The sequence below is a fragment of the Polaromonas sp. P1_F2 genome, from assembly GCF_056405735.1.
In genome coordinates this window covers 388,251-414,733 of sequence record NZ_JBFUBN010000004.1, presented here as the reverse complement: position 1 = coordinate 414,733, position 26,483 = coordinate 388,251, and the positions used below count along the sequence as shown (strand labels likewise).

General features: G+C 63.8%; 28 protein-coding genes. 14 read left to right on the top strand and 14 right to left on the bottom strand.

Annotation, left to right across the window (positions count from 1 at the left end; all coding sequences use genetic code 11):
- Positions 1–271 precede the first annotated feature (271 nt).
- Entirely contained in the window at positions 272–1,306 is a 1,035-nt protein-coding gene (locus AC1D0O_RS11585; protein ID WP_477653668.1) for an SDR family oxidoreductase, read from the bottom strand.
- Between the two features lie 203 nt (positions 1,307–1,509).
- Here AC1D0O_RS11585 and AC1D0O_RS11580 point away from each other — a divergent pair, with 203 nt between their 5' ends.
- The gene (locus AC1D0O_RS11580; RefSeq protein ID WP_477653667.1) at positions 1,510–2,394 is read left to right on the top strand and encodes a DMT family transporter; all 885 of its coding nucleotides are present in this window, start codon (positions 1,510–1,512) and stop codon (positions 2,392–2,394) included.
- Positions 2,395–2,396: 2 nt separating this feature from the next.
- On the opposite strand, the gene aroC is transcribed toward AC1D0O_RS11580, so the two are convergent.
- Complete coding sequence (gene aroC, locus AC1D0O_RS11575; RefSeq protein WP_477653666.1) at positions 2,397–3,494, bottom strand: chorismate synthase; 1,098 nt, start codon at positions 3,492–3,494, stop codon at positions 2,397–2,399.
- A gap of 109 nt (positions 3,495–3,603) precedes the next feature.
- The gene (locus AC1D0O_RS11570) at positions 3,604–4,227 is read right to left on the bottom strand and encodes a hypothetical protein (protein ID WP_477653665.1); all 624 of its coding nucleotides are present in this window, start codon (positions 4,225–4,227) and stop codon (positions 3,604–3,606) included.
- Positions 4,228–4,454: 227 nt separating this feature from the next.
- Between AC1D0O_RS11570 and AC1D0O_RS11565 the strand changes: the two genes are divergently transcribed.
- Entirely contained in the window at positions 4,455–4,877 is a 423-nt protein-coding gene (locus AC1D0O_RS11565) for a cupin domain-containing protein (protein WP_477653664.1), read from the top strand.
- 304 nt (positions 4,878–5,181) lie between these two features.
- Here the strand turns inward: AC1D0O_RS11565 and AC1D0O_RS11560 are convergent, their stop codons facing one another.
- Positions 5,182–5,838 carry a glutathione S-transferase gene (locus AC1D0O_RS11560; RefSeq protein ID WP_477653663.1) on the bottom strand — a complete coding sequence of 219 codons (657 nt, stop codon included), beginning with the start codon at positions 5,836–5,838 and terminating at the stop codon, positions 5,182–5,184.
- A 160-nt stretch (positions 5,839–5,998) separates the two neighbouring features.
- Between AC1D0O_RS11560 and AC1D0O_RS11555 the strand changes: the two genes are divergently transcribed.
- On the top strand, positions 5,999–7,219 hold the full coding sequence (locus AC1D0O_RS11555) for a polyhydroxyalkanoate depolymerase (protein ID WP_477653662.1): 1,221 nt from the start codon (positions 5,999–6,001) through the stop codon (positions 7,217–7,219).
- A 669-nt stretch (positions 7,220–7,888) separates the two neighbouring features.
- Here AC1D0O_RS11555 and AC1D0O_RS11550 read toward each other — a convergent pair.
- A complete protein-coding gene (locus tag AC1D0O_RS11550; RefSeq protein WP_477653661.1) occupies positions 7,889–9,076 on the bottom strand; it encodes an MFS transporter in 1,188 nt (395 codons plus the stop codon).
- A gap of 95 nt (positions 9,077–9,171) precedes the next feature.
- The gene (locus AC1D0O_RS11545; protein ID WP_436157649.1) at positions 9,172–9,627 is read right to left on the bottom strand and encodes a CBS domain-containing protein; all 456 of its coding nucleotides are present in this window, start codon (positions 9,625–9,627) and stop codon (positions 9,172–9,174) included.
- A gap of 155 nt (positions 9,628–9,782) precedes the next feature.
- Here AC1D0O_RS11545 and AC1D0O_RS11540 point away from each other — a divergent pair, with 155 nt between their 5' ends.
- The 4 genes from AC1D0O_RS11540 to AC1D0O_RS11525 are packed head-to-tail and all read left to right on the top strand — an operon-like array spanning position 9,783 to position 15,367.
- Positions 9,783–11,096 carry an O-acetylhomoserine aminocarboxypropyltransferase gene (locus tag AC1D0O_RS11540; RefSeq protein WP_477653660.1) on the top strand — a complete coding sequence of 438 codons (1,314 nt, stop codon included), beginning with the start codon at positions 9,783–9,785 and terminating at the stop codon, positions 11,094–11,096.
- Between the two features lie 2 nt (positions 11,097–11,098).
- A complete protein-coding gene (locus tag AC1D0O_RS11535; RefSeq protein ID WP_477653659.1) occupies positions 11,099–11,911 on the top strand; it encodes an alpha/beta fold hydrolase in 813 nt (270 codons plus the stop codon).
- Positions 11,912–11,919: 8 nt separating this feature from the next.
- Positions 11,920–14,067, top strand: coding sequence for an acetyl-CoA hydrolase/transferase C-terminal domain-containing protein (locus AC1D0O_RS11530; RefSeq protein ID WP_477653658.1), 2,148 nt, complete (start codon positions 11,920–11,922; stop codon positions 14,065–14,067).
- 46 nt (positions 14,068–14,113) lie between these two features.
- Positions 14,114–15,367, top strand: a complete 1,254-nt coding sequence (locus AC1D0O_RS11525; RefSeq protein WP_477653679.1) for a cytochrome P450 — start codon at positions 14,114–14,116, stop codon at positions 15,365–15,367.
- A 1-nt stretch (position 15,368) separates the two neighbouring features.
- Here the strand turns inward: AC1D0O_RS11525 and AC1D0O_RS11520 are convergent, their stop codons facing one another.
- Positions 15,369–15,776 (bottom strand): thioredoxin family protein, encoded by a 408-nt coding sequence (locus AC1D0O_RS11520; protein WP_477653657.1) that lies wholly within the window; start codon positions 15,774–15,776, stop codon positions 15,369–15,371.
- A 116-nt stretch (positions 15,777–15,892) separates the two neighbouring features.
- Here AC1D0O_RS11520 and AC1D0O_RS11515 point away from each other — a divergent pair, with 116 nt between their 5' ends.
- Positions 15,893–16,282 carry an Mpo1-like protein gene (locus AC1D0O_RS11515; protein WP_477653656.1) on the top strand — a complete coding sequence of 130 codons (390 nt, stop codon included), beginning with the start codon at positions 15,893–15,895 and terminating at the stop codon, positions 16,280–16,282.
- A gap of 20 nt (positions 16,283–16,302) precedes the next feature.
- Here AC1D0O_RS11515 and AC1D0O_RS11510 read toward each other — a convergent pair whose 3' ends face one another.
- The 5 genes from AC1D0O_RS11510 to AC1D0O_RS11490 all read right to left on the bottom strand — a co-directional run bounded on the left by AC1D0O_RS11510 (position 16,303) and on the right by AC1D0O_RS11490 (position 18,822).
- Positions 16,303–16,545: a hypothetical protein gene (locus AC1D0O_RS11510; protein ID WP_477653655.1), complete on the bottom strand. Its 243-nt coding sequence runs from the start codon at positions 16,543–16,545 to the stop codon at positions 16,303–16,305.
- Positions 16,542–16,745 carry a DUF3606 domain-containing protein gene (locus tag AC1D0O_RS11505; RefSeq protein WP_477653654.1) on the bottom strand — a complete coding sequence of 68 codons (204 nt, stop codon included), beginning with the start codon at positions 16,743–16,745 and terminating at the stop codon, positions 16,542–16,544. The genes AC1D0O_RS11510 and AC1D0O_RS11505 overlap by 4 nt, the downstream gene beginning before the upstream one ends.
- Before the next feature lie 211 nt (positions 16,746–16,956).
- Positions 16,957–17,118 (bottom strand): hypothetical protein, encoded by a 162-nt coding sequence (locus AC1D0O_RS11500; RefSeq protein WP_477653653.1) that lies wholly within the window; start codon positions 17,116–17,118, stop codon positions 16,957–16,959.
- Positions 17,119–17,249: 131 nt separating this feature from the next.
- A complete protein-coding gene (locus AC1D0O_RS11495; RefSeq protein ID WP_477653652.1) occupies positions 17,250–17,486 on the bottom strand; it encodes a hypothetical protein in 237 nt (78 codons plus the stop codon).
- A gap of 121 nt (positions 17,487–17,607) precedes the next feature.
- The gene (locus AC1D0O_RS11490; RefSeq protein ID WP_477653651.1) at positions 17,608–18,822 is read right to left on the bottom strand and encodes a YihY family inner membrane protein; all 1,215 of its coding nucleotides are present in this window, start codon (positions 18,820–18,822) and stop codon (positions 17,608–17,610) included.
- A 33-nt stretch (positions 18,823–18,855) separates the two neighbouring features.
- On the opposite strand from AC1D0O_RS11490, the gene AC1D0O_RS11485 reads away from it, so the two are divergent.
- The 6 genes from AC1D0O_RS11485 to xth all read left to right on the top strand — a co-directional run bounded on the left by AC1D0O_RS11485 (position 18,856) and on the right by xth (position 23,537).
- Positions 18,856–19,230 carry a DUF2069 domain-containing protein gene (locus AC1D0O_RS11485; protein ID WP_477653650.1) on the top strand — a complete coding sequence of 125 codons (375 nt, stop codon included), beginning with the start codon at positions 18,856–18,858 and terminating at the stop codon, positions 19,228–19,230.
- Positions 19,231–19,252: 22 nt separating this feature from the next.
- Positions 19,253–20,674 (top strand): FAD-binding oxidoreductase, encoded by a 1,422-nt coding sequence (locus tag AC1D0O_RS11480; RefSeq protein ID WP_477653648.1) that lies wholly within the window; start codon positions 19,253–19,255, stop codon positions 20,672–20,674.
- Between the two features lie 71 nt (positions 20,675–20,745).
- Positions 20,746–21,576, top strand: coding sequence for a thymidylate synthase (locus AC1D0O_RS11475; RefSeq protein WP_436157662.1), 831 nt, complete (start codon positions 20,746–20,748; stop codon positions 21,574–21,576).
- Positions 21,577–21,595: 19 nt separating this feature from the next.
- Positions 21,596–22,081: a dihydrofolate reductase gene (locus AC1D0O_RS11470; RefSeq protein WP_477653646.1), complete on the top strand. Its 486-nt coding sequence runs from the start codon at positions 21,596–21,598 to the stop codon at positions 22,079–22,081.
- A 46-nt stretch (positions 22,082–22,127) separates the two neighbouring features.
- Positions 22,128–22,718 (top strand): DUF4337 domain-containing protein, encoded by a 591-nt coding sequence (locus AC1D0O_RS11465; protein ID WP_477653645.1) that lies wholly within the window; start codon positions 22,128–22,130, stop codon positions 22,716–22,718.
- Between the two features lie 42 nt (positions 22,719–22,760).
- Entirely contained in the window at positions 22,761–23,537 is a 777-nt protein-coding gene (gene xth / locus AC1D0O_RS11460) for an exodeoxyribonuclease III (RefSeq protein ID WP_477653644.1), read from the top strand.
- A 210-nt stretch (positions 23,538–23,747) separates the two neighbouring features.
- On the opposite strand, the gene ntrC is transcribed toward xth, so the two are convergent.
- Together ntrC and glnL are read right to left on the bottom strand one after the other, a co-directional pair.
- Positions 23,748–25,262 carry a nitrogen regulation protein NR(I) gene (ntrC, locus tag AC1D0O_RS11455; protein ID WP_477653643.1) on the bottom strand — a complete coding sequence of 505 codons (1,515 nt, stop codon included), beginning with the start codon at positions 25,260–25,262 and terminating at the stop codon, positions 23,748–23,750.
- A gap of 94 nt (positions 25,263–25,356) precedes the next feature.
- On the bottom strand, positions 25,357–26,463 hold the full coding sequence (gene glnL / locus AC1D0O_RS11450) for a nitrogen regulation protein NR(II) (RefSeq protein WP_477653642.1): 1,107 nt from the start codon (positions 26,461–26,463) through the stop codon (positions 25,357–25,359).
- Between the last annotated feature and the right edge of the window lie 20 nt (positions 26,464–26,483).

Genomic DNA, 26,483 nt, shown 5'->3' with positions numbered 1-26,483 from the left:
GTCCTGGCTGGGCCGAGGAGCGCAGAGACAAGCGGATCAGGGCCGGCGTTGTCTGAGCGAAGCGAGTTTAGCCGGACCCCGCTTGGCTCGAGCACCGCAGGTTGCCCGAAGCGAAGCGTAGGGACCCAGACTGCGGGTCGCCTTTCTTTTGCTTACTTTTCTTTGGCGAAGCAAAGAAAAGTGAGTCGCCGCCGGGCGACCCCGGCCAGCAACACTCAGCAGCGAGCGCACCGCCGGAGCAAAAACCAGCCCCGCCCCGGAGGCAAAAAAATCAAACCGCTCCAACACTCCCAGTAACAGGCAAAACAATCCCGGTGATATAGCTCGAACACACCGGCGACGCCAGGAACACATAAGCAGGAGAAAGCTCTTCAGGTTGCGCGGGCCGCCGCATGTCGGTCTTCTTGCCGAAGTTCTGGACCATGTCGGCCGGCGAGTCGGCCGGGTTCAGCGGTGTCCAGACCGGGCCGGGAGCCACGGCGTTGACGCGTATGCCTTTGTCGATCAGGTTGCTGGCCAGCGCCTTGGTGAAGGCGTGGATGGCGCCCTTGGTCGCCGAATAGTCGAGCAATTTGGCGCTGCCCTCCAGCCCGGTCACCGAGCCGGTGTTGATGATGCAGGAACCCTGCTTCAAGTGCGGCAGCGCTGCCTTGGCCATGTGGAAGTAACCGTACACATTGGTACGCAGGGTTTCGTCAAAGCGCTCTTCCGTCAGGTCTTCGAGCGACTCGGCATGCTCCTGGAAGGCGGCGTTGTTGACGAGGATGTCGAGTTTGCCTAGGGACTTGACGGTTTTCTTGACCGCTTCGCGGCAGAAGGCCGCGTCCTTGACGTCGCCCGCGATCAGCACGCAGCGCCGGCCTTCGGCTTCGATGCAGCGTTTTGTCTCTTTCGCGTCCTGGTCGGAACTCAGGTAGGCCACGGCCACGTCGGCGCCTTCGCGCGCGAACAGCACGGCCACGGCACGGCCAATGCCGGAGTCGGCGCCGGTAACCAGCGCGGTCAGGCCCTCGAGCTTGCCACTGCCTTTGTAGCCCGGCGCCATGAATTGCGGCTTGAGTTCCATTTCGGCTTCCAGGCCCGGCTTGCGCAGGTGCTGCTTCGGCAGCGGCGGCTCGGGATAGTCCCGCAGGCCGGCTTGCACGGCTTTTTTCTGCTTGCCGGCAGTGGCTTCGCGCTCGGCGCGTTTGGTCTCGTCCTTGCTGTCCTGTTCGCGCTGGATTTTTTGCTGTTTGGCGGTGACGGGCTCCGCGCGTGCGGATGGGCGCGTGGAGGACGTCCGTGAAGAGGGAGTGGTTTTGGGCATGGCGCTTCCTCAAAAGTGGATGGGTGAAAGTGGATGGGTGAAAACCTCCATTTAGGGCGGCCCGGGCCGGGTGCTGTGTAGGAAAGATTCGCGCCTTCACCCCAGCCATGCCTTGCGGCCGCTGCAGCTTGAGGCCGAATCTTGCACAATCAAGCCAGCCATCTTTCCCATCGCCGCTTTTGTTGCCGCCCGCGCGGCGTTTCATGCAAACCCGACACTTCCTCCAGCTCATCGCGATGTCCGCCCTCTGGGGCGCATCATTTCCCCTGCTGCGTATCGCCAGTCCCACCCTGGGGCCGTGGGTGGTGGCGGCCACCCGCTGCACCCTGGCGGCGATCGTGCTGGGCCTGCTGATGAGCAGGCTGCGCGGCCAGTGGCCGCCACGCGAGGCGTGGCCCCGGCTGGCGCTGCTGAGCATGCTGTCGGTGGTGATTCCTTTTGTGCTGTACAACTGGGCCGCGCTGGTCATCCCGTCGGGCTACTCGGCGGTGCTCAATGCCACGGCGCCGCTTTTCGGCGTGATGGCCGCCGCGCTGGCGGGCGAGGAAAAACTCACCCGCATCCGCCTGCTCGGCTGCGCGGTCGGCTTTGCTGGTGTCACGCTGCTGGTGCAGCTGGGCCCGGTCGCCGTCACGCCCCGGGTGGTGCTGGCGGCGCTGGCCTGTGTGGCCGCGTCGGCCAGCTACGGCTTCGGCGCCATCCTCATGAAGCGCGCCACCATGGCCTATTCACCCCTGCCCTCGTCGGCGGTGGTGCACATTGCCGCGGCCCTGATCCTGCTCATACCGGGCGGGATCGCCGCGCCCTCGGCCGTCCTGACGCCGGGCGCCGTCGCGGCCGTGACGGTGCTGGGCACGCTGACCTCGGGTTTTATGTACTGGATCAGCATGCGGCTGATGCGCGAGATCCCGGCCAGCGCCGCCACGTCGGCGGCCTTCATGATCCCGCTGTTCGGTGTGACCTGGGGCGGGCTGTTCCTCGGCGAGCCGGTGACGGCCAGCATGCTGCCCGGCTGCATCCTGGTGCTGTCGGCCACCGCGCTGATCACCGGCTTTAACCCGTTTCGGGCTGCGCCGCCCGAGCCTTGAAATTACTTCTTTGAGCGGCTGATATCGGGCGTCGTAACGACGACATCAGCGTTTTGCGCACGCTGGCGCAGCGCATGCTCCATCACCACCAGCGCCAGCAACGCTTCGGCAATCGGCGTGGCGCGTATGCCCACGCAGGGATCATGTCGGCCCTTGGTCACCACTTCGGCCGGATTGCCGGCCGTGTCGATCGACTGGCGCGGCGTGATGATGGAACTGGTCGGCTTGATTGCGATCGAGACTTCCAGGTCCTGGCCGGTGCTGATGCCGCCCAGTACACCGCCGGCGTTGTTGGACAGAAAGCCTTCAGGCGTCAGCGAATCACCATGCGTGGTGCCGCGCTGCGTGACGCTGGCAAAACCCGCGCCGATTTCAACGCCCTTGACCGCATTGATGCCCATCATGGCAAAGGCAATGTCGGCATCCAGCTTGTCGTACAGCGGCTCGCCCAGGCCGACCGGCACGCCGGAAGCCGTGACACGTATGCGCGCGCCGCAGGAGTCGCCCGCCTTGCGCAAGGCGTCCATGTAGTTTTCAAGCTTTGACACGTCGGCCACCGGCGCAAAAAACGGGTTGTTCGGCACGTGCTCCCAGGACTCGAACGGAATGACCTCATCGCCGACCTGCGTCATGCAGCCGCGAAACACCGTTCCGTATTTTTCGAACAACCATTTTTTGGCGACGGCGCCGGCCGCCACCGTGGGCGCCGTCAGCCGCGCCGAGGATCGGCCGCCGCCGCGCGGGTCCCGCAGGCCGTATTTGTGCAGGTAGCTGTAATCGGCATGGCCGGGACGGAAGGTTTCCAGGATGTTGCTGTAGTCCTTGCTGCGCTGGTCGGTGTTGCGGATCAGCAGGCAGATGGGGGTGCCGGTGGTCTTGCCCTGATAGACGCCGGAGAGTATCTCGACGGCATCAGGCTCGTTGCGCTGCGTTACGTGGCGGCTGGTGCCCGGGCGGCGGCGGTCCAGCTCGACCTGGATGTCGGCCTCGCTCAGTTCCATGCCCGGCGGACAGCCGTCAATCACGCAGCCAATGGCCGGGCCGTGGGATTCACCGAAATTGGTGACTGCGAATAGGGTGCCTAGGGTATTTCCGCTCATGGGGGGATTATCCCAGAGGGGACGGGGAGCGCAGGAACAGGATGCCGCTGAAAAACCGGCCACTCGCGACGAAGCAGCACCGCCGTTATGAATCAATGCGGGGAAAGACTTAAACCGCTACCTGTAAAAGCAACACAAACAGTGCCATGGCGGCAACTCCCAGAATAAATGCGCGAATGCGGCCATATTTTCTGTCGACGTACAACACGCCCGCTACGGAACCGACAGCGCATACAAAAAGGCCTGTGAGCGTTAACGAACTCAGTACTCTGGAGAGAAAAAAGAGGACGTATCCCAGACAAGTGACTATCGTCAAGCCTAACGCATACAGGGTGTAATTCGCGCCGTTCCTCTTCAAACATCGAGAGCCCAGCAGAGCTCCAGCCATCAAAGACAATCCAAGAAAGTACGCCCACGCGTTCACCCAAGGGACAACGGGCCTGGGGTGTCCACGGCGGCCGGGTAGTGACACCTCGCCCATCTGTATTGCGTCCCAGACGGCGTTGCCCAAGGCCCACGTGGCTGCAAATCCGACAAGCACACAAAAAATCGTCCAGAACGAACGCGTTGCCAGCAACGGTATGTATTCGGGACTCTGCTCAGGAAAATTACTGTCTTCAAACGTTGAGGTGCCGACCTGCCGGCGCTTTTTAAACACAACGAAGACGCAAACGGGCAGCAGAACCGGCACAAACGAGACAACAATTTCGGCAATGGTTAGAGGAGGGTTCAAAGCGATTTGACGTTGAAAGTAAGCGATGCACCGGGGGAACGCCGTGCCACGGCCCTTCGGATCGTATAGACGCGACGTGTGGCTTTTCTGAACTATAGCGTTGCGTCAGACTATTCCCATTTGACATTCTCGCAATGAGGCCCATCGTTCCTTGGCTCTGGAACACTTCCTGCTTGCTGCACCGCACCAATCCTGAATTGGATGTCTTGATGGAACAGGAGCACCCCATGCTGGACCGCACCGCAAGCAAGTTTTCCCACGTCAAGCCCGGCGACACGCAGTTTGTTTCCGGCGGTTTGCGCGATTTTTTCCTGTACCGCGATCTCGGCATTGCCGACGCGACCAACGGCAAAGTGATCGCGCACCTTGTGAAGGCGAACATGGCACCAGAAACAGGCACGGGATGGCACCGCCATGAGGCGGACTTCCAGATCGTGATCATGGTCAAGGGCTGGGCGCGCTTCATGTACGAAGACAAGGAAACCCTGGTCGAGGCCGGCGACGTGGTGCACCAGCGCCCGGGCATCAAACACTTTCTGTTCGACTACTCCCCCGACATGGAATACCTGGAGATCGTCGGGCCGGCGGATTTCAAGTCGATTGACGTCGACCCCGTCTGCGACATCCCGCCCCCAACCCCCTGGAAATAACCAACCGCCACTATCCCTGTTCCCGAATCCGAATCCGAACCCGAACCCGCTTGCCCCGTCCTGGCTGGGCCGAGGAGCGCAGACGTAGGCGGATCAGGGATCGCGTTGTTTGAGCGAAGCGCAGCGTAGCGAGTTTAGCGAGACCCCGCCGTAGTCGAGCACCGCAGGTTGCCCGTAGCGAAGCGTAGGGACCCAGACTGCGGGTCGCCTTTTCTTTTGCTTACTTTTCTTTTGGCGAAGCAAAAGAAAAGTGAGTAGCCGCCGGGCTACCCCCGGCCAGCAGAGCTAAGCAGAAAACCAAGCCTCAGAACTCAGCATCAAGTTCATCAATGTCATCCGGCTCCTTCTTGGCCGCAGCAACCCACTCCTTCATAGCCGGCAACTCCATAATCCGCTTGCAATAAGCCACGCAAGCCTTGTCCAGCGGCACGTCATAAGTCAGAAAGCGAGTAACAACAGGCGCATACATGGCATCCGCCACCGACAGTTGCTTGCCGAACAGGTAAGGCCCACCATAGGAGCCGAGGCATTCCTTCCAGATCTCCAGCACCCGGTCGATGTCAGCCTGCGCACGCGACCAGACCTTGAAGTTCGGGAAATGGGCCTTGAGGTTCATGGGCAGCGCGGCGCGCAGCGAGGCAAAGCCCGAATGCATTTCGCCGCAGACCGCGCGGCAATGTGCCCGCACCTTGACGTCCGCCGGCAACAGCTGCGCTTTGGGCTTGATTTCATTGAGGTATTCGGCAATCGCCAGCGTGTCCCACACTTTGACGCCGTCGTGCTGCAACGAGGGCACCAGCATGCTGGACGACAGCAGCAGCATCTCGGCCTTCATGGCCGGGTCGTCGGGGGAGATCACTTTTTCGGTGAATTCCAGCCCGGCAAACTTCGCCAGCAGCCAGCCGCGCAGCGCCCAGGCGCCGTAGTTTTTGCTGCTGATCGTCAGGACTGCCTTGGCCATGAGATTGCTCCTTGAACCGCAAAGTTGGTCCCCACTGCCCGGGGGTGACAAACCCTCCGCAAGGCTTGTGCCAGCGCGCGGGCAGCCGGTGACGATTGGCCCGTAACTTGCCTGCATCCCGGTTACCTGGGCCACAAGCCCGAACCAAGCCAGGAAACCCATGCTTTACCAGGCCTACCAGCTCCAGTCCGACCTGATGTCGCCGCTTCGCCTGCTGGCCCAAGGCGGCAGCGCGGCGCTCTGGCTTGGCAAAACCGAGGGAAGCCTGCTGCGCAAGTTCTCGGCGTCCATGGAGGTGTTTTCGCGCCTGCGCCTGACGCATTCACGCCCGGCCTACGGCATCACCTCGGTGAAAGTCGGTGAGCGCGAACTCGCCGTCACCGAAGAGGCCGTGCTGACCATGCCTTTCGGCACCTTGCTACGCTTCAAGAAAGAAACGCCGGCCGACCTGCCCTACCAGCCACCGGTGCTGCTGGTGGCCCCGCTGTCGGGCCACTTCGCCACGCTGCTGCGCGAGACTGTGCGCACGCTGCTGCAGGACCATGACGTCTACATCACCGACTGGCATAACGCGCGCGACGTGGCCCTGCGCCACGGCCCCTTTGCACTGGACGACTACATAGACCACATGATCCGCTTCACCCAGGCCATAGGCCCGGGCACGCATGTGATGGCGGTGTGCCAGCCCTGCGTGGCGGCGCTGGCGGCGACGGCCATCATGGCCGAAGACGAGGACCCGGCCCAGCCGCGCAGCCTGACCCTGATGGCCGGCCCGGTGGACTGCCGCGTGAACCCCACGGGCGTCAACACGCTGGCCACCAGCAAGCCGATTGAATGGTTTGAAAAAAACCTGATCAGCCACGTGCCGCTGCCGCATGCTGGGTATATGCGGCGCGTCTACCCGGGCTTTGTGCAACTGAGCGCCTTCCTGAGCATGAACCTGGAGCGGCACAAAAAATCATTCCAGGACATGTACCAGCACCTGCTCGACGGCGACGTGGAAAAGGCCAACATCATCCGCGTGTTCTACGACGAGTACCTGGCCGTCAACGACCTGCCCGCCGAGTTCTATCTTGAGACCGTTGAGAAAGTGTTCCAGACCTACGACTTGCCGCTGGGCAAGCTCAGCTACCGTGGCCGCCTCGTGAAACCTGCCGCCATACGCCGCACCGCGTTGATGACGGTGGAGGGTGAGCGTGACGACATCTGTGCCGTCGGGCAAACGGTTGCGGCGCAGGACTTGTGCACCGGGATACGGCCTTATATGAAGACGCACCATGTGCAGACGGGGGTTGGGCACTATGGGGTGTTCAGTGGGCGGAAGTGGAATCAGCAGATTTATCCGCGGGTTAGGGAGATGATTCATTCCAGCCTCGGCTGAGGGTGGGGGCCGGTCTTGCGCCGGCTGCGCGCTTCCTCTCCTCTGTGTTCTTTGCTGAGGGCGGTTGGCCGGGGGTAGCCCGGCGGCTACTCACTTTTCTTTTGCTTCGCCAAAAGAAAAGTAAGCAAAAGAAAAGGCGACCCTGGTTGCTGCGTCCCTCCGCTGCGCTACGGGCAACCTGCGGTGCTCGGTCCAGACGGGGTCTCGCTAAACTCGCTTCGCTCAAACAACGCGATCCCTGATCCGTCTGGCCCTGCGCTCCTCGGCGCATCCACAAGGGGTGGGGAAGGAATTCCCAACAGCCGAAGACAGAAAACCGAATACTTGAAGAAACAAGGACACGCCAAGGCGTGTCCTTGTTTGTATTTGCCTTGCTGGTATTTCTGTCTTCTGTCCCCGCTCCCGATTGCCCCGTCCTGGCTGGGCCGAGGAGCGCAGACGTAGGCGGATCAGGGATCGCGCTTGTCTGAGCGAAGCGAGTTTGCGCGAGACCCCGCCGTAGTCGAGCACCGCAGGTTGCCCCGAAGCGCAGCGTAGGGGACCCAGACTGCGGGTCGCCTTTTCTTTGGTGACTTTCTTTTGGCGAAGCAAAAGAAAGTTACTTGCTGCCGGGCAACCCCCGGCCAGCAGAACTCAGCAAAAAGCGCCAAGGCCGGAGCAAGACCTGGCTCACCTTCCCCGTCCATTCCAAGCAGCCCCACCCCCAATCAACCCCATCACCAGAACCAACCCCAAAATTACCCCCCGCCCCTCCATCACCCCGGCAAACACCCCCACCAACATCCCCGCCAGCGGCTGCGACAAATTGTTAAGCATCACGATCACACCGGTGGTCTTGCCCAGGTCCTTGGGCGGAATGAGCTTCTGCCGCAAGCTGCGGATATAGACATTGAACATCTTGTCAAAGCCAATCACCAGCAAGAACCCGGCGGTGTAGATCCAGAAATTAGGGGCCAGCCCGGTCAGCAGGCCGCCGGCCAGCATCACGGTGTAAGACACCAGGCCCAGGATACGCAGCGACAGCACGCTGCGAGCGATGAACAGCAGGATGATGACGGTGGCTATGGCACCTGCCGTTTGCAGCACGGCGTAGTCGCCGGCGGAGCGTTGCAGCAGGCCGGTGACCATGGCGGCCGAGGTGGCCAGCGTGACGCCTATCACCAGGTTGACGCCAGCCGCGAGTGCGATGACTTTCTTGAGGCCGGGCAAATGCAGTACGTGAGAGAACGCGGTGCGGACGGGTGTGGTCCAGTGGCCCGGTGCCGGCTCGGGCGCGGCCAGCACGACGGCGTTTCGCCGATGCCACAAGGTCACGGCGCCGTCGGCGATCAGGAAGAATACCGCCGTCGCGCCGACCACCATGGGCCAAGGCATCCAGCGCAGCAGCAGCGAGGCCAGCAAGGGGCCCAACACCATGCCGAGCTGGTCGGCGATCTGCGCATGGGCCAGTACCTTTTCAAAACGATGCTGGCGGAAGATCTGCGGCAGCATGACCTCACGGGCCATCAGGCCCTGGGTCGTCAGCACGCCGCAAACGGCCGACAGCGCGATCAGCCAGCCGACGCCGCCAGCCCACTGGAAGGCAATCACCCCGGCAATGCACACCAGCGCGCGGTACAGCTGGCTGATGCGCAGCAGCTTGAGCGGCGAGACGCGGTCGCAGAGCGCGCCGCAGACAGGAAAGGCCAGGAAGCGCGGAAGGGTCTCGAGGGTGAAGGCGATGCCGGACCAGGCGACGCTGCCGGTGGTCTCAAACACCACCAGGGGCACGAGGAAGAGCAGGATCTGGTCGGCGAGCCGGGAGAAAAACAGGGATGCGTAAAACAGCTGCCCGCCGGCATCACGCTTGTCGCTCACCCCTGCTCCCGCTTGTCCCGATGCCTTGCGCACCGACTTGTTGTTGCTGTTATTTCAAAATGGGCGGCCCGGCGGGATGCCGGCCGCAGGCTTCTTCAGTTGTGGTCGGCGGCGTCTTCGGCCGGCCAGTCGCGGATGTAGGCCTTGAGCATCTTGTTCTCGAAATTCTGGCTGTCGACCACGGCCTTGGCGACGTCGTAGAGGCTGATGACGCCCATCAGCACCTTCTGGTTCATCACCGGCATGTAGCGGGCGTGGCGCTCCAGCATCATGCGGCGGACTTCGTCGAGTTCTGTCTCGGAGGTGCAGGTCAGCGGGTGGTCGTCCATGGCGGTGCGCACCAGCGTGCTGCCGATCTCGCCGCCGTTCTTGACGATACAGACGATGACCTCGCGAAAGGTCAGCATGCCGACCAGGTCGCCGTGCTCCATGACGACCAGCGAGCCTATGTCTTTGTCGGCCATGATCTGGGTGGCCTTGGCCAGGGGTTCGTCAGGCTGGACGGTGTAAAGCGTGTTGCCCTTAACGCGCAGTATGTCTAGAACCTTCATGGCGATCTCCTCGGTTGTGCTGCCAACATGGCCCTCATTGTCCCACCGCCGCGCGGTGAGAGGGGGAATTCAGTTTAAATATAGCCCACAATCAAACGGCTGGTTGCAACAATTTCCCCGCGTACGGCCACTTTTTTCTGACTGGAGACAAACCCATGCCCGGTTATTCCGATCCCGGATTCGACACCCTCGCGCTGCATGCGGGCGCCTCGCCCGACCCGGCCACGGGCGCGCGCGCCGTGCCCATCCATCTGACCACCTCCTTCGTTTTCGAATCCAGCGAGCATGCGGCCAGCCTGTTCAACCTGGAGCGCGCGGGCCACGTCTATTCGCGCATCAGCAACCCGACCAACGCGGTGCTGGAGCAGCGGGTATCGGCGCTGGAAGGCGGCATAGGCGCGATCGCCACCGCCAGCGGCCAGGCCGCGCTGCACCTGTCCATCGCCACGCTGATGGGCGCGGGCTCACACATCGTGGCCTCGACGGCGCTCTACGGCGGCAGCCAGAACCTGCTGCACTACACGATGCGCCGCTTCGGAATCGACACAACTTTCGTGAAGCCCGGCGACCTGGACGGCTGGCGCGCCGCGGTCCGGCCCACTACCAAGCTGTTCTTCGGCGAAACCGTGGGCAACCCCGGGCTGGACGTGCTGGACATCCCGGCGGTGTCGGCCCTGGCCCATGAAGCGGGCGTACCGCTGCTGGTGGATTCCACCCTGACCTCGCCCTGGCTGATCAAGCCCTTTGAGCATGGAGCCGACCTGGTCTACCACTCGGCCACCAAGTTCCTGAGCGGGCACGGCACCGTCATCGGCGGCATCGTGGTGGATGGCGGCAGCTTCGACTGGGAAAAATCCGGCAAATTCGCCGAACTGACCGAAGCCTACGACGGTTTCCACAACATGGTGTTCAGCGAGGAAAGCACGGTGGGTGCCTTTTTGCTGCGCGCGCGGCGCGAGGGCCTGCGCGACTTCGGCGCCTGCATGAGCCCGCACACGGCCTGGCTGATCCTGCAAGGCATCGAAACCCTGCCGCTGCGCATGGCGCGGCACATGGGCAACACCGAAAAAGTCGTGCAATTCCTGGCCAGCCACCCGCTGGTCTCGCGCGTGGGCCATCCCATGCTCGAATCCCATCCCAGCCACGCGCTCGCGAAGAAGCTGCTGCCGCGCGGCGCGGGTTCAGTCTTCAGTTTCGACATCAAGGGCAACCGCGAGCAGGGCAAGGCTTTCATCGAGGCGCTCAAGGTCTTCAGCCACCTGGCCAATGTCGGCGACTGCCGCAGCCTGGTCATCCACCCGGCCAGCACCACCCACTTCCGCATGACGGACGAGGCGCTGGCGGCCGGCGGCATCACACAGGGCACGATACGCCTGTCCATCGGCCTGGAAGACCCGGACGACCTGGTGGACGACCTCAAGCGCGCCCTCAAGGCGGCTGAAAAAGCGGCCGTGAAAGCGGGGGCCTGAGCATGTACCTCGATGTCAACGGCCACAAAACCTATTGCTACACCGGCGGCAAGCCTTTTGACGCCGCCAAACCCACGGTGGTATTCATCCACGGCGTGCTGAACGACCATAGCGTGTGGATTTTTCAGACACGCTACCTGGCCAACCACGGCTGGAATGTGCTGGCGGTCGACCTGCCCGGGCATTGCAAAAGCGCAGGCGAAGCACCGTCTTCGGTGGAAGAAGCCGCGGACTTTGTCACGGCACTGCTGGACGCCGCCGGCGTGCGGCGCGCCGCCCTGGTCGGCCATAGCTGGGGCTCGCTGATCGCGCTGGAAGCGGCTTCGCGGCTCAAAGAGCGAGTGAGCCATCTGGTGCTGGTGGGCACGGCTTTTCCCATGAAGGTCTCGCAGGCTTTGCTGGACGCCGCGCTCAACGAGCCGATGAAGGCGCTGAACATGGTCAATGTGTTTTCACGCAGCACGTTGGCGCCGCCGCTGGGCGCCGGCAGCTGGGTGCATGGCGCCAGCATGGCGCTGGGCCGGCGCGTGCTGGCCAGCAACACCAAAGCCAATGTGTTCCACCGCGGCTTCAAGGCCTGCGACAGCTATGCCAACGGCGACGCCGCCATGGCCCAGCTCAGTTGCCCGGTGCTGTTCGTCCTGGGCGCGCAGGACCAGATGACGACCCCGAAAGCCGCGCAGGCCCTGGTCAACAAGGCCAGAGACAGCGGCAAAAAAGTCAGCGTCGCCAGCCTGCCGGTGGGTCACCACCAGATGAGCGAGACGCCGGAGGCCACGCTGTTCGCGATCCGCGATTTCCTTCAATCCACTTGACCCGCCGCATGGCCGCATCCCTCGTCATCCCCACGCTCGCGCAGGCGGTCGAACACGTGCTCGCCACGGTGGAAGGCGACATCGTGCTCGGCCTGCCGCTGGGCATAGGCAAGCCCAACCCCTTCGTGAACCTGCTCTACCGCCGCATCAAGGCCATGGGCGGCGATGCGAAGCCCCGGCGCCTGAAGATCATCACCGCGCTGTCGCTGGAAAAGCCGGAAGGCGCCAGCGAGCTGGAGCAGCACTTCCTGGCGCCGCTGGTGGAGCGCGTGTTCAAGGACTACCCCGACCTCGACTACGTCAAGGACCTGCGCGCCGGCACGCTGCCGCCGCACATCGAGGTTAGCGAGTTCTTCTTCAAGACCGGCGACTACCTCGGCAACGAGCGCGCGCAGCAGGCCTATATCTCGACCAACTACACCTTTGTGGCGCGCGACATGGGCGTACTCGGCGTGAACGTGATCGCGCAGGCGGTGGCGGCGCGTGACACGGCGAACGGCACCGAGCTTTCGCTGTCGAGCAACCCCGACGTGACGTTTGAGCTGGCGCAGCGCCAGGCCGAAAACGGCCGGCCGCTGCTGAAGGTGGGCGTGATCAACCGGCAACTGCCCTTTATGCCCGGGCCGGCGATCACGCCGCCGGGGTTTTTTGACGTGGTGGTGACCGATGCCACCGCCACGCACACCCTGTTCGCGCCGCCCAACGGCAAGGTTGCCACAGCCGACTACGCCATAGGCCTGCACGCGGCCAGCCTGGTGGCGGACGGCGGCACGCTGCAGATCGGCATAGGCGCGCTGGGCGATGCGATCGCCCAGGCCCTGATCGTGCGCGAGCGCGCCAACGCCGACTACCGCGGCATCATGGCCGCTCTATGCCCCAACGGCCCCGGCAGCCTGGACGGCCGCGAACTGGGCGGCTTTGAACAAGGCCTCTACGGCTGCTCGGAAATGTTCGTCAACGGCTTCCTGCAGCTCATGCGGGCCGGCATCCTGCGCCGCGAGGTGTTTGACGACGAGGCCGTGCAGCGCCTGGTCAACGACAGCCGGATACCTGGCCTGGCCGTCACCCCCGACACCCTGGCCGCGCTGCTGGAAGCCGGGCGCATCCGGCCCGCGCTGGATGCGCAGGACCTGGCCTTTCTGCAGACAATGGGTGTGCTCACGGCCGAGGTCAGCCTCGGCGCCGACGGCGACCTGGACGTCCAGGGACAGCGCATCCCCAACCGGCTGGACGATGCCGCGGTGCGCACGGCGCTGCGGGACGCGGGCGGCCTGGGCCGGCGCCTGGCCGGCGGCGTGGTACTGCACGGCGGCTTCTTCCTGGGCCCGACCGACTTTTACGAAGGGCTGCGCAACATGCCGCCCGAGGCGCTGGACCGCATCGCCATGACGCGCATCGATTTCATCAACCAGCTCCACGGCCGCAGCGCGCTCAAGGCGGCGCAGCGCCGCAAGGCCCGCTTCATGAACACCACCATGATGGTCACGCTGCTGGGCGCGGCCGTGTCGGACGGGCTGGAGTCGGGCCAGGTCGTTTCAGGTGTGGGCGGTCAGTACAACTTCGTGGCCATGGCGCATGCGCTGCCCGACGCACGCTCCATCCTGATGCTGCGCGCCAGCTACGAGCACAAGGACGGCCTGCGCAGCACGCTGGTCTGGAACTACGGCCACGGCACCATCCCGCGCCATCTGCGCGACGTGGTGATCACCGAATACGGCGTGGCCGACCTGCGGGCCCAGCCCGACGGTGAAGTCGTCAAACGGCTGGTCGCGGTTGCAGATTCGCGCTTCCAGGACGCGCTGGTGGCGCAGGCCAAGGCCGCCGGCAAGCTGGACGCGAACTATGAAGTGCCGGAACAGTACCGCCAGAATCTGCCCGAGGTGCTGCACGCCCGCCTGCAGCCCTGGCGGCAATCAGGCCTGCTGCCCGACTTTCCCTTCGGCACCGACCTGACCGAAGGCGAGATCGAGATGGTGACCGCGTTGCGGAAAATGCAGCAGGCCACGCGGCATCCCGTGGAGCTGGTCGCCATGGTGCTCAAGAGCCTGGCCGGCACGCGCGAGGCCCCGCCGGCTTACCTGCAGCGGCTGGGACTGGACGACGCCACCAGCTTCAAGAAAATGTTTTTGCGCAAGCTGTTTGCCGGCAACCTTTGAGGGGAGCACCGTGACCGCCCTGCCACCCTTCATCGCCACGCCGCCGATGGCCAAAGCCCGTGCGCGCGAAATCGCGGCGGCGCTGGACCTGCGCGCCCTGCCCCCGGATTTTTACGCCAACCCCTATCCGGTGTATGCCGCGCTGCGCGAGACCGAGCCGGTCAGGCGCATGCCCGACGGCTCCTTCTTCCTGACACGCCACGCCGACCTGGTGTCGGTTTACCGCGACGCACAGACTTTCAGCTCCGACAAAAAAGTGGAGTTCGAACCGAAATACGGCGCGGCCTCCGCACTCTTCGAGCACCACACCACCAGCCTGGTGTTCAACGACCCACCGCTGCACACGCGCGTGCGTAAGCTCATCATGGGTGCGCTGACGCGGCGCGCGATCGCCGACATGGAGCCCGGTCTGGTGACGCTGGTCGACGGCCTGCTGGATGCGATGGAGGCCAATGGCGGCGGCGACCTCGTGGAGGATTTCGCCTCGGCCATCCCGGTGGAGATCATCGGCAACCTGCTGGGCGTGCCGCACGCGGACCGCGCGCCGCTGCGCGGCTGGTCGCTGGCGATACTGGGCGCGCTGGAACCCAGGCTGACGCCCGAGCAGGAGGCCCTGGGCAACCAGAGCGTGCGCGAGTTCACGGCCTACCTCAGGGACCTGGTGGCGGATCGCCGCCGGCATCCGGGCGACCCGGAGCATGACGTGCTGACACGGCTGATCGGCAGCGAGGGAACGGGTGAGCAGCTCAGCGAAACCGAGTTGCTGCAGAACTGCGTGTTCATCCTCAACGCCGGCCATGAAACCACCACCAACCTGATCGGCAATGCACTGGTGGCGCTGCAGGAGCGGCCGGCCGCCCTGGCCGGCCTGCTGTCGGGCATGAGAGGGTTGGACGCACAGGGACTCGAGGCGCTGCTGGTGCCGGCCGTCGATGAGTTCCTGCGCTTTGAGTCGTCGAACCAGCTCAGCAACCGACGCGCGCTGGTGGATGCCGAGATAGGCGGCGTGAAGCTGCCCGCAGGCAGCCTGCTGACCTTGTGCATAGGCGCGGCCAACCGCGACCCGGCGCAGTTTGCACAGCCCGACGAACTGGACCTGGCACGCCGGGACAACCGCCACCTGGCCTTTGGTTTCGGCATCCACCAGTGCGCCGGGCTCAGCCTGGCGCGGCTCGAAGGCCGTATCGCCATTGGCCGATTTCTCCAGCGCTTCCCGGGCTATCGTTTGACCAGCCATCCCACGCGCGGCGGCCGTGCGCGCTTCAGGGGTTTCCTGAAAGCGGCGTTTTCCGTCGCCTAGTTCAGGTAGCGCTTATCCAGTGCTGCGGCGCCGCCGCAAGGGCCTGCAGCAAGGCCCGGGTTGAAGGCAGGTGGGGCGTGGCGGGCTGGCCTCCTGGCTGCGCCAGTGAGTCGAGCAGGCGCGACAGGGTCTGCGCATGCGGCAGCAAGGGCCCGAGAAAACGCGTGCCGCCCGCATCGGCGACCAGCAGCGTGGGAAAGGTTTCCACCTCGATGTCGCCGACCAGTTCGGCCTGGTCTTCAATGTCCAGCCAGGCAAAGCGGCTGCCGGGGTAGCGCCCCGCCATGTCCGCAAAGAGTTCGCCGTAGTCGCGGCACAGGCCGCACCAGTCGGCGCACAGGCAGATGACCCAGTGGACCGGAGAATCCGGGCCGGGCGATGCCGCTGGCGGCGTTGGAAGAAGAGACATGCAGGAAAACGCCGCCTGAAGCGGGAGACACGAGGGATTGACTATTATGGCGACGCCCGCAAAATGGTGAGCGACACGTGGCTATCACGACGGTAGCCCGGCGCAGGAGACACACCATGGACACCACGACCACGCACAGCGAAGAGGCGCAAGCCGGCCTGCCCACCCCGCCCGCCAGCCCACCTGTAGACCCGCGGAGCTTCGATTCCTTCGCGAGCTTCTATCCGTTCTATCTCAACGAGCACCGCAACCCGACCTGCCGCCGCCTGCACTTCGTCGGCTCCAGCCTCACGCTGCTGTGCCTGGCGGCCCTGGTCGCCACCCGCAACCCGTGGTGGTGGCTGGCCGGCCTGCTGTGCGGTTACGGTTTTGCCTGGATAGGCCACTTCGGGTTTGAGAAGAACAAACCCGCGTCCTTCAAACGGCCGCTTTACAGCTTCATGGGCGACTGGGTGATGTACAGCGATATGTGGGTGCAGGCGTTAAAGCGCCTTAAAGGCGACTGACAGGCCCGCAACCGTGGCCCCTAATGCGGGCCCTGCGGCTGGAAAGTGCTGGCTTTGAGCGCCTTCAGGCAGGCGGCGCCGGCATGCAGGGCGGCCTCATGTGTCGGATAGGGATGGTCGGAACCTTCGATGCGGACATCGGCGCCGCGCTCATCGATGGACAACTGCGTAACCACCCAGTAAAACAAGCCGACCGATGGCTCTTTGACGCGGACCGCGAGCGGCCCGGGCGGCAGGGGCAGCGTGGGAGGCATGGCGCTCATAACACCCTCCCGAGTTCATTGCTCACGTCCTTGGCTGCGGGGCCGACTTCGGCCACGGCCACGCGCAATTCGAGTTCACTGCAGGCCAGCGCGGCGACCCAGTAGTTCAGGGAGGCTTGCTGGGTGATATCGATGCGCTGGTTCCTCAGGGCATTCATAGCCGCGTCGGCAGGCGTAGGCATATAAGCAGGTGATGTCACGGTTTCTCCATGGGTTGGTCAGGGATACCGAGCATCTTGGCCCGGACCGCGCGCGAGCCTTGTAAGAATCCGGCCCGCGAATTTGAAGTCACGCCCGAACAAAAGCAACGAAACGTGCCTGTGGTGACAAGGGCTTAACAACCTTGACAAAAGGTTGACGTTCTTAATACCTGAGCTTATGAGCTTCCGCGTAAACAGCGCGCCTGGAATGCTAAGCCTGTTTTTGCGCCGCACGTTTGCGCGCCACCGGCTTGCCGCCTGCTGTGCCTGTCGCGGCCGTCGGTCGGGAATCGGCGTGTTTTTCGGAATAGCGTTGATAGAGCTTGGCCGCCACCCCGGAGGTGATGGCAAACACGAGTAATTTTTTCAGCATGAGAAATCTCCATGAAGTGAAGGGCCAGGCCAACTGTCAGCCTGTCTCACATCGTAGGAATTTCACCGCAGCGCGGAGGTGCGCTTATGCCGCAAACCAATGTGCGGCCAGTCCGACTGGCCGCGGCACCCTCAGGCGCCGGACTCGCCGTCCACGCGGATGCCGAGCTGCTTGATCTTGACGCGCTGCTCCACGGCAAGGCTCCATTGCTCGAAGTCTTCATTGGTGGGCGCCGGGCCGCTGCCGGTCTGGTAGGCCCACATCTTGGCCGTCAGCTCGTCGTAGATCTGCTTGGCATCGCGCTGCTGCTGGCGCTCCTCGGCGATGGCGCCGTCAAGCTTTTCCCGGGCATTGGTTTTTGCTGGCATCTTTCTGTGTGTGCATGGAAAAAGGGAGGTTTTTATTTTGTTACAAGGCGCCATCGCCAACAAGTATTCCCCGTCACTCCGTCGGCTTTTTCCGGGCGCGGCTTGCGTCTGGAACAAATTCTTATAGCGCGTCGCGTAGCCGCAGGTCGGGCCAGCGGGCTTTTTCCCAGAGGCCCTGCACCGCCTCGGCCTTGTCAAGCAGCAACTGCCGCATCAGCGCTTCCAGCGGCGTGGTGTCGGGGTCGGCCATTAACAGGAAGCGGGCCTCTTCCTCGCCTTCCGCCTCGTTGAGCTGGCCCACCCAGTCCAGCGCCACCAGGGTTTCCAGCACCGGCTCCAGCTGGAGCCCGTCCACCTGCAGCCGCTCGGCCAGTTGCGAGGCGCTCAGGCCTCTTCGCGGAGTGGCCAGCGCCTGATGCAGCTGTTGCAGCGTTTCAATGGCAAGCTGGAAGTACCAGCCGTGCGCACTGCCGCGGCGCGCCACGCCGGCCAGCAGGCTGGGCAGGTAGGCGGCGATCACCGCGCCCATGAGCACGATGACCCAGGAGACATAAATCCACACCAGCAGGATCGGCAAGGTGGCGAAAGCGCCGTAGACCAGCGAATAGGTGGGCACCGCGCCCAGGTAAAGGCTGAGCACCCGCTTGGCGACTTCGATGCCGGCGGCGACGAAGAGCCCCCCCACCCAGGCATGCGCCCACTTCACATAGGTGTTGGGCACGTAGCGGTACATCGCCGCCATGCCGCCGGCCACCAGGAAGAACTGCAGGATGCTGAGCAGGAAGYGCAGGCTCACCGGCAAGGCGCCCACCAGGCCGCCCGAGGCCGACAGCACGTAGGAGGTGACCGCCAGGCTGGCCGCCAGCAGCAGCGGCCCCAGGGTAATGGCGGCCCAATAAATCAGCACGCGCTGGGTGAGCGGCCTTGCCTTCTTGACGCGCCAGATGCCGTTAAGGGTGCGGTCTATGGTGAGGATCAGCGCGATGGCCGTGACCAGCAGCACGGCCAGGCCGGCGATGCCCAGCTTGTTGGCCTGGCGGCTGAACTGCGTGAGGTAGCCCAGCACCTGGCGCGCGATGTTGTCGGGGATCAGGCTTTGCACCAGCCAGGCCTGCAGCGCGCCCTGCAGCTTCGAAAACATCGGGAAGGCCGTGAAAATCGCCAGCGCCACGGTGAAAAAAGGCACCAGCGCGATTGAGGTGGTGAAGGTCAGGCTGCTGGCCGTCAGGCCCATGTGGTCTTCGCGGAAACGGTCGCGCAGGGTCAGCGCCGTGCCGCGCCACGGGAAACGCGACAGGTTGGCCAGGAGGTCCTGCAGGGATTGCTGGAATTTCATCCCCGGTATCATGCCATTGAGATTCTTACGAACATGAACAAAACAACACAAATCGACCTTACCCGCCGCCTGGCGCTGGCCAGCCTGCTGGGCCTCATCGCGCTGGGCCTGGCCTGGGAGATGTGGCTGGCGCCGATACGGCCCGGCGGCTCGCTGCTGGCGCTCAAGGTGCTGCCGCTGTGCATCCCCCTGGCCGGCATCCTGAAAAACCGCATGTACACCTACCGCTGGGTGAGTTTGCTGGTGTGGCTGTACTTCACCGAAGGGGTGGTGCGTGCCTGGAGCGACCGCGCACCCGGCAACTACCTGGCGTTCATCGAGGTGCTGCTGTGCCTCACGCTGTTCGCCGCCTGCGCGCTCCATGTGCGGGTGCGCCTGAAAAGCGCCCCGACCCCATCAATCCCCTAACCCCAACCCGAGCCCGAACATCGTGAGCACGCACAACCCCCTGATCGAATCCCTGCGCCAGATCGTCGGCGCATCCAACGTCCTGACCGACGGCGACCTGACGCCCTGGGTGCAGGACTGGCGCAAGCGCGAAACCGGCAAGGCCCTGGCCGTGGTGCGTCCGGGCTCGACGCCGGAAGTCGCGGCCGTGGTGAAAGCCTGCGCCGCGGCACGCGTGAGCATCGTGCCGCAAGGCGGCAATACCGGCATGGTGGTGGGGTCGACACCCGACGACAGCGGCACGCAGGTGGTATTGAGCCTGACGCGCATGAACAAGGTGCGCACGCTGGATGCCGGCAACCTGACCATCACGGTCGATGCCGGCTGCGTGCTGCAAAATCTGCAGGAAACCTGCGAAAAAGCCGGTTTCCTGTTTCCCCTGAGCCTGGCCTCGGAGGGAAGTTGCACCATAGGCGGCAACCTCGGGACGAATGCCGGGGGCACCCAGGTCGTGCGCTACGGCAACACGCGCGACCTCTGCCTGGGGCTGGAAGTCGTGAACGCGCAGGGCGAAATCTGGGACGGCCTCATGGGCTTGCGCAAAGACAACACCGGCTACGACCTGCGCCACCTGTTCATCGGCAGCGAAGGCACGCTGGGCGTGATCACCGGCGCGATCATGAAGCTATATCCCATGCCGAAGTCCCAGCTCACGGCCTTTGCCGCCGTGCCCTCGCTCGAAGCCGCCGTGGAGTTGCTGGGCCTGGCGCACCAGCACCTGGGCTCGGGACTGACGGGTTTTGAGGTCATGGGCCAGTTCGCGCTGGGCCTGGTGGCCAAACATTTCCCGCAACAGCGTGTGCCCTTCTGGCAGGAACACGCCTGGTGCGTGGTGCTGGAGAACTCGGACAACGAATCGGAATCCCATGCGCGTGAATGCTTCGAGCGCCTGCTCGAGGCCGCTATGGAAGCGGGCTGCGTTCTAGACGCCGTGGTCGCCGAGAGCATGGCGCAGGCGCACGCACTGTGGCACATCCGCGAAAGCATCCCGATGGCACAGGCCGAAGAGGGCCTGAACATCAAGCACGACATCTCGATCAACGTGTCGCGCATCCCCGAGTTCGTGGCCGAAACCAATGCATTGCTGCTCGAGCGGTTTCCCGGCGCGCGCATGGTCGTCTATGGCCACCTGGGCGACGGCAACCTGCATTACAACGTGCAGGCGCCGGAGAACGAAGACCAGGCGCGTTTCCTCAACGAAAAGGAAGTGCCCATGAATGCCCTGGTCTACGAAGCGGTGGACCGCTACCGGGGATCGATCTCCGCCGAGCATGGCGTCGGAAGCCTCAAGGTTGACACGCTGCCCAAGCACAAATCCCCCGTGGCGCTGGAGATGATGCGCGCCATCAAGCAGGGCCTGGACCCGCTGAACCTGATGAACCCGGGTCGGGTGCTAAAGGCATAATTAAACCCTTGCCTGGCCCGCCTTGCCGGCCCGCAGCACCTCTTTCCTGAACCCACGCCGACTGGTTTCCAATGACCCGCCCCATCCGTTCCCAATACGAAGATTTCATGCGCCATGTGGACAGCCACGGCGCCTTCAAGGCCGACCGCACAGGCACCGGCACCAAAAGCGTGTTCGGCTACCAGATGCGCTTCGACCTGAACGAAGGCTTTCCGCTGGTGACCACCAAGAAGGTCCACCTCAAATCCATCGTCCATGAGCTGCTGTGGTTTCTGCAGGGCTCGAGCGACAACAACTGGCTCAAGGAACGCGGTGTCAGCATCTGGGACGAATGGGCACGGCCCGACGGCGACCTGGGCCCGGTCTATGGCGTGCAGTGGCGCAGCTGGCCTACGCCCGACGGCGGCCACATCGACCAGATCAGCGAAGTCATCAAGACGCTCAAGACCAACCCGGATTCGCGCCGCATCATCGTGAGCGCCTGGAATGTCGCCGACCTCTCCAAGATGGCACTCATGCCCTGCCATGCGTTCTTCCAGTTCTACGTGGCGCCGTCCGAGGTGCAGGGCCAGCCCGGAAAGCTGAGCTGCCAGCTCTACCAGCGCAGCGCCGACATCTTTCTGGGCGTGCCCTTTAACATCGCAAGCTACGCACTGCTCACCCACATGGTGGCGCAGCAATGCGGCCTGGGCGTGGGCGACTTCATCTGGACCGGCGGCGATTGCCACATCTACAGCAACCACCACGAGCAGGTCGCGCTGCAACTGAGCCGCCAGCCCTTCCCCTACCCCACGCTGCAGATCAAACGCAAGCCCGCATCGATCTTTGACTACCAGTTTGAAGACTTTGAGTTCCTGGACTACCAGCACCACGAGGCCATCAAGGCGCCGGTCGCTGTCTAAAGCCCCGGAACTCAAAGTCATGACACGCATCCACATGATCTTCGCCCGCGCCGCCAACGGCGTGATAGGCCGCGACAACACCATCCCCTGGCGCCTGCCGGAAGACATGGCGCGCCTCAAGCGCCTGACCACCGGCTGGCCGGTCATCATGGGCCGCAAGACCTGGGATTCATTGCCGGTGAAATTCCGGCCGCTGCCGGGTCGCACCAACATCGTCATCACGCGGCAGCCTGATTGGAAAGACACCGGCGCCACGACGGCCGCGAACTTGGCCGATGCGTTGGCGCTGTGTGCCTCGTCAGCCGAAGTGTGGATCCTGGGCGGCGCGCAAATCTACGCGCAGGCGATGCCGCTGGCAGACCGCATCGAAGTCACAGAGATTGCGGAAGATATTGAAGGCGACGCCTTCGCGCCGCCGCTGGGCCCCGAATGGCGACAGGTCGCGCGCGAAGACCACGTATCGGCGACCGGTATGAAGTTCAGCTTCATCACCTACCAAAAATAGACCATCCACAACCCACAACCACAACAACACTTGAGAGGGAATTCATATGTCAGGAGGCGGATTTCACGTACACGGGCCCCACGACCATGAGCTCGAGCATGCGGCGCAAGGAGGGCATGGCGGCCACGAAGGCGGCGGCATGATCGCGCAGATCGCGGTGATCACGGCCATCATCGCGACCATAGGCGCCATCTTTGCCTACATGGGCGGCGCCACGCAGGCCAATGCGGGCCTTTACAAAAACAACGCGGCCATCAAGAAGACCGAGGCCTCCAACCAGTGGAATTACTTCCAGTCGAAAAGCACCAAGCAGTCGCTGGCCGAGCTGGCCCGTGATCTGGCGCCCGAAGACAAAAAGGCCGGCTACCAGGGCAAGGTGGACCGCTACGAAAAAGAAAAGAACGAGATCAAGGTGGCCGCCGAGAAGCTGGAGGCCGAATCCACGGTCTGGGATAAATCCTCGGACGAGCAGATCCACCAGCACCACCGCTGGGCCCAGGCCACCACCGTGCTGCAGGTAGCGATCGCCCTGGCGGCCATCGCACTGCTGACACGCAAGAAATGGCTGGAATACGGCATGTTCGCCGTAGCCGGCGTGGGCCTGGTGGTGGGTGCACTCGCCGCGCTGCACATTTGACCGCTGTTGAACCCGTCTTTTCCGGGGCTGGAGCATGAGACCATGAAGATTACGACCTGGAACGTCAATTCGCTGACCGCGCGCCTGGCCCATGTGCTGGACTGGCTGGCCGCCAACCCGGTCGACGTGCTGTGCCTGCAAGAGCTCAAGATGACGGACGACAAGTTCCCGCTGGAGGCGCTCAAGGCGGTGGGATATGAAGCCGCCGCCTTCGGCCAGAAGACCTATAACGGTGTGGCCATCCTGTCACGCACACCCATGCGCGAGGTGGTGAAAAACATCGTGGGTTTTGAAGACGAGCATTCGCGCGTCATCGCCGCCACGGTGGACGGCCCCGCGGGACCTCTACGCGTGATGAACGGCTATTTCGTCAACGGGCAGGAGCCCGGCAGCGAAAAGTTCGCCTACAAGATGCGCTGGCTGGACGGCCTGCAGGCTTATGTGCGCGCCGAAATGGCGGCCCACCCGCAACTGGTGCTGCTGGGCGATTTCAACATCACGCCGGAGGACCAGGACTCCTACGATCCTGAAGGCCTGCGCGACACCATCCACCACACCAAAGAAGAGCGCGAACATTTCCGCCAGTTGCTGGCGCTGGGGCTGACCGACAGCTTCCGCATGTTCGAGCAGTTGCCAAAAAGCTATTCATGGTGGGACTACCGCATGCTGGGCTACCAGAAGAACCGGGGCCTGCGCATAGACCACATCCTGGTCAGCGAGACCCTCAAGCCACAGGTCAAAGGCTGCGCCATAGACCGCGTGCCGCGCAAATGGGAAAAGCCCAGCGACCATGCGCCCGTGACAGTGGAAATCGGCTGACCCCCGTCCAGGCTCACTGCGTGTAGCCTGTTCCCCCTTCCAGGGGGCGTCGCCTGCGGTCTGGCAAAGCCAGTCCCGCGGCCCCTACTGGTTGGATACCGCCCCTCTTCAACCCAGCATGAGCCGCGGAACCGGCTTTGCCGGGCCGCAGGGCGGGCGGCCCCCTCGGGGGGCAGGGAGCTACACGAAGTGAGCGACCGTGGGGGCCACCTACTCCAGATGGAGTTCCTGGATTTTCCGCGTGATGGTGTTGCGGCCTATGCCCAGCTTCTGGGCCGCTTCGATGCGGCGGCCGCGGGTATTGGCCAGCGCGGTCTGGATCAGCTTGGACTCAAACCGCCGCGTGAGCACATCCCATACATCGCTGCGCCCGGTGGCCAGCAAGGCCAGGGCTTCGGCTTCAAGGCCGGTTTCCCAGCTTTGCTCAGCACCGCCTGCCGGCACGGGCAAAGCCGCTTCGGACACGTGGGCGGCTGGCGATTTGTCGGTGGCCGCGGCCCATTCCATACGCGGGGCTTCGGTCCTTTCAGCCGGAACCTGGACCTTGCCGGACTCCGGGATCATTCCCAGCACTTCGGGCGGAAGGTCTTTGGGTTCTATCACCTGGGCCGGTGCCATCACCGTGAGCCAGTGGCAGATGTTCTCGAGCTGGCGCACGTTGCCGGGAAAACTGAAATTGCTCAGCTGTTGCAGGGCGGTGTCGGAAATCCGTTTGGGCTCGACACCAAGCTGCTTGGCGCTTTGCTGCAGGAAGTGCCGCGTCAGCATGAAGACATCTTCACGCCGCTCGCGCAGCGCGGGCAGGCGCAGGCGGATGACGTTGAGGCGGTGGAACAAGTCCTCGCGGAAACCGCCTTCCTTGACGCGTTGCTCCAGGTCCTGGTGGGTGGCGGCGATGACGCGCACATTGGCCTTGACGGCGTTGTGCCCGCCGACGCGGTAGAAGTGGCCGTCGCTGAGCACGCGCAACAGGCGCGTCTGCAGGTCAAAGGGCATGTCGCCGATTTCATCGAGGAACAGCGTGCCGCCCTCGGCCTGCTCGAAGCGGCCGCGCCGCATGGTCTGCGCGCCGGTGAAGGCGCCGCGCTCATGGCCGAAGAGTTCGCTTTCGAGCAGGTCCTTGGGGATGGCGGCGGTGTTGATGGCGACAAAAGGCCCGTTGGCGCGCGGCGAATGTTTGTGCAGCGCGCGCGCCACCAGTTCCTTGCCGGAACCCGACTCACCGGTGATCATGACCGTCACCATGCTCTGACTCAAGCGCCCGATGGCGCGGAACACGTCCTGCATGGCCGGCGCCTGGCCCAGCATCTCGGGCGCGGAGGCCATACGCTCCTCAGCCACTTCTTCGCGCTGGCTTTCTTCCACCGCGCGGCGAATCAGCTCGACCGCCTTGGGCAGGTCGAAAGGCTTGGGCAGGTATTCGAAAGCCCCGCCCTGGAAGGCGGAGACCGCGCTGTCCAGGTCGGAAAACGCCGTCATGATGATGACCGGCAGGCCGGGCAGCTTTTCCTTGACTTTTTCGAGCAGGTCCAGGCCGGAGCCGCCGGGCATGCGGATGTCGCTCACCAGGATTTGCGGGCCGTCTTCTTCGGTCGCGTTCTCCAGCGCGGCAAGCACTTCGCGGGGGTTGGTGAAACTGCGCGTAGGAAGGTCCTCGCGAAGCAAGGCCTTTTCCAGAACAAACCGGATGGACTGGTCATCATCAACGATCCAGATCGGTTTCATGTATGCAGTCCCTTTTGTCGTGCTTTCAGCGCGGGGCCCTCTGTAAGCCCTCCGCGCCGATCGCGTTATGTATCAATCATGAAGGAGACACATTTCAAGGAAGCGGTATGAGCAGCTTGAAATCTGTACGGCCCGGCACACTGTCGCACTCGATCAAACCGTGGTGTTGCTGCACAAAGGTTTGCGCCAATGTCAGCCCCAGCCCCGAACCGCCCTCTCGCCCCGAGACCAGGGGATAGAAGATGCGGTCTTTGATGGAGTCCGGCACACCCGGTCCATTGTCGATAACATGCAATTCCAGTGCCAAGCGATAGCGCTGCTTGCCAAAAGTTACCTGCCTGGCGATTCTGGTCTTGAAAGTGATCTGCGCATTGCCCGCCGCGATGCGCTCAGCCAGCGCCTGGGCGGCGTTGTGGGCAATGTTCAGCACCGCCTGGATCAGCTGCTCGCGGTCGCCGCGGAAGTCGGGAATCGAGATGTCGTAATCCCGCGTGACCTTCAGCCCCTTGGGAAACTCCGCCAGGATCAAGGAGCGTACGCGCTCGCAAACCTCGTGGATATTCACATCGCCCACCAGGTGCGGGCGGCGGTGCGGCGCCAGCAAGCGGTCCACCAGCGTCTGTAGCCGGTCGGCCTCGTGGATGATGACCTGGGTGTATTCGGTCAGGTCCTTGCCGATTTCCATCTGCAGCAGCTGGGCAGCGCCGCGGATCCCGCCCAGCGGGTTCTTGATTTCATGGGCCAGGTTGCGGATCAGTTCCTTGTTGGCCTGCGCCTGGTCGATCAGGCGTTCTTCCCGCTCCTGCTTGGCCTGCTGCTCGAGCGGAAGCAGTTCCACGATGGCCTCACCCGGGGTGTCGGTCTGCGCCACCACCACATGGACCGGCAGGGGCTCATGGTTCAGCCGCCTGAGCCAGGCGTCATAACGCAGGGCGGCGAACTCATTGCTGCCCGCGCCTTCGAGCGCGTTTTGCAGGATCATGGGTTCGGTGAAACAGTCGGGAAGCTGGGACCCTTCAATGGTCCGCCGGGAGGTGCCCAGCGCGTCCTCCAGCGCGGCATTGGCGAACACCACGGTGCCGTCGGTGCGGACGACGGCGACCAGCGTGGCCAGCAGGTCGAAGGCCTGAAAGCGAGGAAGCCCCGAAATCAGGGCGGACGAGGATGCGGTACGGATGGATGGCTTGTTCAAGCCATCCATTTTCACCCAGAAGCCGGCGC

Excerpts from the sequence above, each read along its gene's own strand:
- AC1D0O_RS11585 (WP_477653668.1), bottom strand. The coding sequence starts at position 1,306 with ATGCCCAAAACCACTCCCTCTTCACGGACGTCCTCCACGCGCCCATCC.
- AC1D0O_RS11580 (WP_477653667.1), top strand. The coding sequence starts at position 1,510 with ATGCAAACCCGACACTTCCTCCAGCTCATCGCGATGTCCGCCCTCTGG.
- aroC (WP_477653666.1), bottom strand. The coding sequence starts at position 3,494 with ATGAGCGGAAATACCCTAGGCACCCTATTCGCAGTCACCAATTTCGGT.
- AC1D0O_RS11565 (WP_477653664.1), top strand. The coding sequence starts at position 4,455 with ATGCTGGACCGCACCGCAAGCAAGTTTTCCCACGTCAAGCCCGGCGAC.
- AC1D0O_RS11560 (WP_477653663.1), bottom strand. The coding sequence starts at position 5,838 with ATGGCCAAGGCAGTCCTGACGATCAGCAGCAAAAACTACGGCGCCTGG.
- AC1D0O_RS11555 (WP_477653662.1), top strand. The coding sequence starts at position 5,999 with ATGCTTTACCAGGCCTACCAGCTCCAGTCCGACCTGATGTCGCCGCTT.
- AC1D0O_RS11545 (WP_436157649.1), bottom strand. The coding sequence starts at position 9,627 with ATGAAGGTTCTAGACATACTGCGCGTTAAGGGCAACACGCTTTACACC.
- AC1D0O_RS11540 (WP_477653660.1), top strand. The coding sequence starts at position 9,783 with ATGCCCGGTTATTCCGATCCCGGATTCGACACCCTCGCGCTGCATGCG.
- AC1D0O_RS11535 (WP_477653659.1), top strand. The coding sequence starts at position 11,099 with ATGTACCTCGATGTCAACGGCCACAAAACCTATTGCTACACCGGCGGC.
- AC1D0O_RS11530 (WP_477653658.1), top strand. The coding sequence starts at position 11,920 with ATGGCCGCATCCCTCGTCATCCCCACGCTCGCGCAGGCGGTCGAACAC.
- AC1D0O_RS11525 (WP_477653679.1), top strand. The coding sequence starts at position 14,114 with ATGGCCAAAGCCCGTGCGCGCGAAATCGCGGCGGCGCTGGACCTGCGC.
- AC1D0O_RS11520 (WP_477653657.1), bottom strand. The coding sequence starts at position 15,776 with ATGTCTCTTCTTCCAACGCCGCCAGCGGCATCGCCCGGCCCGGATTCT.
- AC1D0O_RS11515 (WP_477653656.1), top strand. The coding sequence starts at position 15,893 with ATGGACACCACGACCACGCACAGCGAAGAGGCGCAAGCCGGCCTGCCC.
- AC1D0O_RS11510 (WP_477653655.1), bottom strand. The coding sequence starts at position 16,545 with ATGAGCGCCATGCCTCCCACGCTGCCCCTGCCGCCCGGGCCGCTCGCG.
- AC1D0O_RS11500 (WP_477653653.1), bottom strand. The coding sequence starts at position 17,118 with ATGCTGAAAAAATTACTCGTGTTTGCCATCACCTCCGGGGTGGCGGCC.
- AC1D0O_RS11495 (WP_477653652.1), bottom strand. The coding sequence starts at position 17,486 with ATGCCAGCAAAAACCAATGCCCGGGAAAAGCTTGACGGCGCCATCGCC.
- AC1D0O_RS11485 (WP_477653650.1), top strand. The coding sequence starts at position 18,856 with ATGAACAAAACAACACAAATCGACCTTACCCGCCGCCTGGCGCTGGCC.
- AC1D0O_RS11475 (WP_436157662.1), top strand. The coding sequence starts at position 20,746 with ATGACCCGCCCCATCCGTTCCCAATACGAAGATTTCATGCGCCATGTG.
- AC1D0O_RS11470 (WP_477653646.1), top strand. The coding sequence starts at position 21,596 with ATGACACGCATCCACATGATCTTCGCCCGCGCCGCCAACGGCGTGATA.
- AC1D0O_RS11465 (WP_477653645.1), top strand. The coding sequence starts at position 22,128 with ATGTCAGGAGGCGGATTTCACGTACACGGGCCCCACGACCATGAGCTC.
- xth (WP_477653644.1), top strand. The coding sequence starts at position 22,761 with ATGAAGATTACGACCTGGAACGTCAATTCGCTGACCGCGCGCCTGGCC.
- ntrC (WP_477653643.1), bottom strand. The coding sequence starts at position 25,262 with ATGAAACCGATCTGGATCGTTGATGATGACCAGTCCATCCGGTTTGTT.
- glnL (WP_477653642.1), bottom strand. The coding sequence starts at position 26,463 with ATGGATGGCTTGAACAAGCCATCCATCCGTACCGCATCCTCGTCCGCC.